This is a genomic window from Dysosmobacter segnis, from assembly GCF_014297285.1.
GTDB classification, from domain to species: Bacteria; Bacillota; Clostridia; order Oscillospirales; family Oscillospiraceae; genus Oscillibacter; species Oscillibacter segnis.
Window position 1 is genome coordinate 1 of record NZ_JACOQI010000052.1, and the last position, 5,492, is coordinate 5,492.

Sequence of the window (5,492 nt, forward strand, 5' to 3'; positions counted from 1 at the left end):
CCGTGGATGTTCCCGTCCAGCAGAACAGGAGAAATGTACCACCCAGACTCGGTGGTAAACCTTCATAAGAAAATCCTCAAGGACGCGGGACTGGAGCATATCCGCTTTCATGATCTCCGCCATACCTTCGCAACGCTGGCACTGCAAAATGGCGTGGACGTCAAAACCGTCAGCAGTATGCTCGGCCACTATGATGCCGGATTCACACTCCGCACCTACACCCACGCTACGAGGCAGAAGCAAGACGAGGCAGCACAAACGATGGGCAGCTTCATGGCGCAGGTCATGTAAGCAGAAAAAAACCAAAAATGCCGGAGAGAAGGCAAAAGCCTCCTCTCCGGTACTCTTTAAGTCTTTCTACGCATTTCGTTGTGTGGGTCACGGTGTGGGTCAGAGCTTCTTCAAGATATGAGCAAAGGACACACCTTCGGTAACGGTAACCCACCGATTCTCTTAATTGCAAACAAACGGTTGAAATTGCATGGCACTTATTCTGTAAGCAGTATACCATAAGCCTGGCAGAAAATGAAGTGAGAATTTATAGTCCACCCCATTCTTAGCGGTCAAAAAACGCACCGCTGTAACTAAAGAGCAGGCCCGCTCCATCTCTTCATAGACAAAAAGTCATAGCTTTCGCTACCCACGCATAAGGGCAACATTTAAAAGAGTCGTTTAGAGCAAGGCAAAAGCGCAAGCGACGCACCAGATTTGGTGCGTCGCTTGTGCTTTTATTTAGAAGAAGCAACCGATATGTGTATTTCTGAAAATTATGTCAAATATCAGTGCTCGTAGCGCGTCCAGTCGGGATCCCGGGTCAGCTTCGTCCAGACTTCGCCGCCCCGATCCTTGTAGTCATGGGAGTTGGTGGCTTCCTGCACCGCCAGATAGAACCAGTCACCGGGGTTGCAGTCGGGCCACACCTTCATGCCCTCCAGCAGATCCTCTTCATCTTCCGGTGTCCGGTTCAAAACACGGTTAATCATGGTCATGGCCTGTGCCCGGGTGATATAGGTATCAGGGCGGAAGGTGCCGTCCGCAAAGCCCTGAATCCAGCCCAGCTCCGCGGCACGCTCAATATACTTCTCCGCCCAGTGGCCGCTGATGTCGGAGAACGTCCGGCTGCCGCTGCTGACACCGGTATCGAACCGGGCACAGATGGCCGCGAACTGAGCGCGGGTGATAGGCGCCTTGGGATCAAAGGTGGTGGCGCTGCGGCCCTGTACAATGCCCAGACCCGTCATGGTGGAAATCGCCGTGTTGGCCCAGTAGTCATTGGTCACGTCCGTGTAGGTGTTGCTGGTCAACAAATTGTCGTCCCGAACCTCGTCCGTCAGCAGGCGGAAGAAGATGGTGGTGGTCTCCGCACGGGAAATCAGGCCGTAGGGGTGGACATTGCCGTCGCTGTAGCCCTGAACGTAGGCAAAGTGATCCTCATCGTTCAGTATGCCGGGAGTTTCGGAGGAAGACCAACGGGCGTACAGGGTCACCACAGTTTTGTTGACCTTCACATCATCGGTCACCTTGTCGGTGAGACGGGTATCGTAATACCAGCCCTCGAAACGGTAGCCGCTGCGGGTGGGGGTAGGCAGATCCTCGTAGTCCTTGACCCAGCTGCGGGACTTGGTCTCGGAGGAAATGACCTTGCCGCCGCTGGTGACATATTTCAGGGTGTAATCGTCGTCCTTGTCCTTGTCGGGAGTATTGCTTCTCCACAGGGCGGTGATGGTCATGTTTTCAGCGGGCATGGCAGAGGGAATGGTCTTGTTCCAGCCTGCGAAGGTGTAGCCGCTCTTGGTGGGGTTGGCCGGACGGGTCACCGGCGTGCCGTAATCCTGCGTGATGGGGTCAATCTTGGTGCCGCCGTCCGTGTCAAAGGTAATGGTGTACTGATTCACCGTCCAGCGGGCAATATACTCCTCATCATAGTTTATCTCAATCGGGGTACCGGCGGGGGTCAGCTCGGGAGCCGGGTCATTGTCCTGCTCATTCGCGGACATGACGATCACTCCGCCATCGCCGGGATCCTCTTCCTTATACTCCCAGCCCGCAAAGGTATAGCCGGTCTTGCTGGGCTCCGGAAGCTCGGCCTCAGAGCCGGACAGATAATAGGTGACAGCCGCATCGCCGGAGTTCAGCTTGCCGCCGTCCAGATCCAGCGTCAGCTTGTAGAACATAATCTGGCCGGTGAGGGTATAGGTGCCGTCAGACTCCCGCTTCAGGTCGGTGAAGCGGATCTGACGCGCCCAGGTGAACTTCTGCTCCACGCCATCGGCGGGGTGCCAGGTTTCATCGCCCTTTGCCATCTGCTGATACACAAAAGCCTTGACCGGATTGCTTTCCTCAAGGCCATCACCCTCCGGGTCAGCAGTCTGGTCGCTCAGGGTCTGGGTGGTGGTGAGATAGCCCACATGGAAACGGTTATCGGCGGCGTTGATGGCGCCGAAGTCGGTGCTCCGCACCAGCGCGCCGTCAATTTCATTTTCTTCACTGTCCACGGGCTTGATGACCACGTTGACGGTGGTGCTCTCCGTCTTGCACATGGTTTCAATGGTAGCGGCAACGCCGTCTTTGTTTCGAACCACTTCCCATGTTTTCTCGTCCGTGTTGTAGCGGAGCAAAGCTCCAACCTTTTCAGCCACAGCTGTATGCTTGACGCCATTGCAATGGTTTACATACACGTCACTGGTAACATACGGATCAGTCCGGATGATCACCTCGCAGGTGTACCCGTCCTGCGCGTTGCCCGCTACCTCACCGATGGTAAAGGTGCCCTTAACCACTTTCGTATCAAACGGCCCGTGTTCCTTGCTGTTCGTTACGCACTTGAGTTCAACTCCAAAAGCCGGATCCTGCGCAAGTTCATCCTCGGTGGGCGCTGTGGGCGCCGGAGGCGTTACCTCATGCTTCACCTCAAAGGTGACATAGGGGGCGGTAGCATCATCACTGGGGCTCCATTTTGGGGTATCCTTGTCATAGTAGAGGGTAATCGTCTGGGGGGATTCATTCTTCAGCGTATGGTTGCCATACGCAGTCTCATAATCGTCGACGTAGTCGTCAGCCGCCACCGCCACTTCGATATAATAGCCCTTGCTGTCGCTCCAAGAGGGCAGCTCCGGGATGGTAAGGCTGTCCTTTGTCAGCTCATAAGACTTTGCAGGATGCTTCGTGCTGTCAGTTTCGCACTCGACCTTTACGGCGTTTTCACCCAGCCCATCAATAATGTCATCTTCACCGGGAAGGGCAGGACAGGTAATCTCAATCTCAACCGGTGCATCGCTGGGATTAAACTTCCAGATGTTATCTTTCTTATCCCAGAACCAGTAGACGGTAGGATCCTCCTGCCCATCCGCCAGCATATGGACGCCCTCGGTCTTAGCATATCCCTCATGGCCGGGATACCCATAATTGTAGTATTCAAGGAAGCCGCTGGCATCAATTGTCATGGGGCACACCCAAGGGTAATTATCTTTGCGCATGCCGAGGTTGCCGGGATTTGCAACGACCTCGCCCAATTCATAGTTCCCCCAATAGGAAAGATTGTTGTTGCCGTCATTGCTACGCACATAGAGTGCGTAATGGTCTTCCACGCGATCACAGTCCAGCCTTACAGCGCAGCCGGTAGACAGTTCCCAAAAGCTATCGATAGCACTCTTCCCCGGCTTGGCAGGCTTATTTGCGTCCGGGTCAACAACCTTAACCGTGTATGTGCAGGTACCCCTAACCCAAACTGTATTTCGGTTAGTCAGCGGGTTGTCACTCTGGCTGAACGTACAATAAAACGTAATGGTAACCCTTGCCGTGCCTGCCTTTTTGGGGTTGACATTGACCTGCAAACAGTCTGCGCCGTCCCAATCTCCGCCCTGCCATTTTCCAATGACAATATCCTGATGCCCGTCCTTCGTGTTCACTTCCACAACATCCGGATCACTGGAAACAGCCTTTGCTCCGCAATATGCCATTGCATTGTACGAAGCGTTGGACGTGTCTAAAATTGGCATCGCTTTGAGCTGGCCAATCCCCGCTCCAATGGTAAAAGTTGTAGAATACTGTTTATTATAGCTTCTGCTCGTATCTAACGATCCGTAAACATTATCAGGGTTAGTCAGCGGATCCCAGTCACTCGCCTCCGCCATTGCGCTGACGGGCAGAAGCCCGAACACCAGCACAAGCGCCATCAAAGATGACAAAATCCTTCGTTTCATAAGATTCCTCCTCTAAAATGATTATATAAAAGCGGTTCCGAACCCAGAGCCGCTGAGCTTTTATCGGAGAGCAGGTTTCTTTTCGCCACAGGGCGACAGCTGTTTTAGGGTCGAGCCAGACAGGGCAGGACAAGCGCTGGAGTCTATAGTACAGGTTGTGCCCACATAGCTGTTGCGGGTAGAATCGCCCTGTGATATAATAAAAGCCGCAGTAAACTGCGACTTTTGACGGTGGTGACAAACCTGTACTTCCCTCACCATTTTTTACAGTTCATGCGCCCATCTGAGAAATGTTTTGTGGGTAACGCTTAATCTCCGTGCGGCCTCCCGTGCGGAGATCTCCTTTTTCAGCCACGCCTGATGCACAGTGGGAAACTCCTTCGGCTGCACCAGTGGCGGACGCCCAAAACGCACGCCCTGCGCTTTCGCCACGGCGATGCCCTCCGCCTGTCGCTGCCGGATGAACTCCCGCTCCGTCTGAGCCACATAACTGAGCAATTGCAAAACGATGTCGGCGATCAGCGTCCCGGTGAGATCCCGATTTTTTCGGGTATCCAGCAGGGGCATATCCAGCACCACGATGGCTGCGCCCTTCTCCTTGGTGATGATCCGCCATTGCTCCAGAATTTCGTTGTAATTCCGACCCAGCCGGTCAATGCTCTTGACCACAAGGGTATCACCCTCTTTCAACCTGCGAGTTAACCGTTGGTAATTCGCACGCTCAAAATTCTTGCCGGACTGCTTGTCTATGAAAATTTGCCTCAAATTCAGTCCAAACTCTTCCAGTGCAATGATCTGCCGTTGTTCGTTCTGTTCTTTCGTGGAAACTCTCGCATAACCATATTCCATCAAAATCAGCCTCCTTCAAATGTTTTCAGCAAACATATTGTAAGGCTGCCACCAACCGCAGGCACCTCCCTCCGAGAACCTGTTGGTGGTGATGTTAACTCTGGTGGGGCGGTGGTTCAAGTCTTTTCTGCTGCTGTCAGTCCTTTTGCCTGTACTAATTCCAAGGTGATTGTCACACTGCGCCCGCATGGGCTCATGGCACCTTGACACCCCTTCCAATTTATCCTATAGTGATGATAGGCGAAAGCCAAATCTCGCGGCTTTCCGGTGAGGTCCACACCCCGGTGTGACCTCAGGCGTTCATGGACCCCGTAGGGCATTATGACCACCCTGTACGCAGGAAGTTCCATGAAGGTCGACAGTTTTTGGCGCTGTACCGGCAGCGCGGGTGTGTACCCTTCCGTCGAAAGCGGAAAGGACACAAAATGAACGACTATGTCG

The 5,492-nt window shown here is 53.7% G+C and carries 3 protein-coding genes; 1 reads left to right on the top strand and 2 read right to left on the bottom strand.

What is annotated here, in order from left to right; all coding sequences use genetic code 11:
* Positions 1 to 291, top strand: a 291-nt coding sequence (locus H8Z83_RS18595) for a site-specific integrase (RefSeq protein ID WP_187016397.1), incomplete at its 5' end; no start/stop codon positions are given.
* A gap of 488 nt (positions 292 to 779) precedes the next feature.
* Here H8Z83_RS18595 and H8Z83_RS18600 read toward each other — a convergent pair.
* Positions 780 to 4,202, bottom strand: coding sequence for an S-layer homology domain-containing protein (locus tag H8Z83_RS18600; protein WP_187016398.1), 3,423 nt, complete (start codon positions 4,200 to 4,202; stop codon positions 780 to 782).
* Positions 4,203 to 4,466: 264 nt separating this feature from the next.
* Positions 4,467 to 5,051, bottom strand: coding sequence for a recombinase family protein (locus H8Z83_RS18605; RefSeq protein WP_187016399.1), 585 nt, complete (start codon positions 5,049 to 5,051; stop codon positions 4,467 to 4,469).
* Between the last annotated feature and the right edge of the window lie 441 nt (positions 5,052 to 5,492).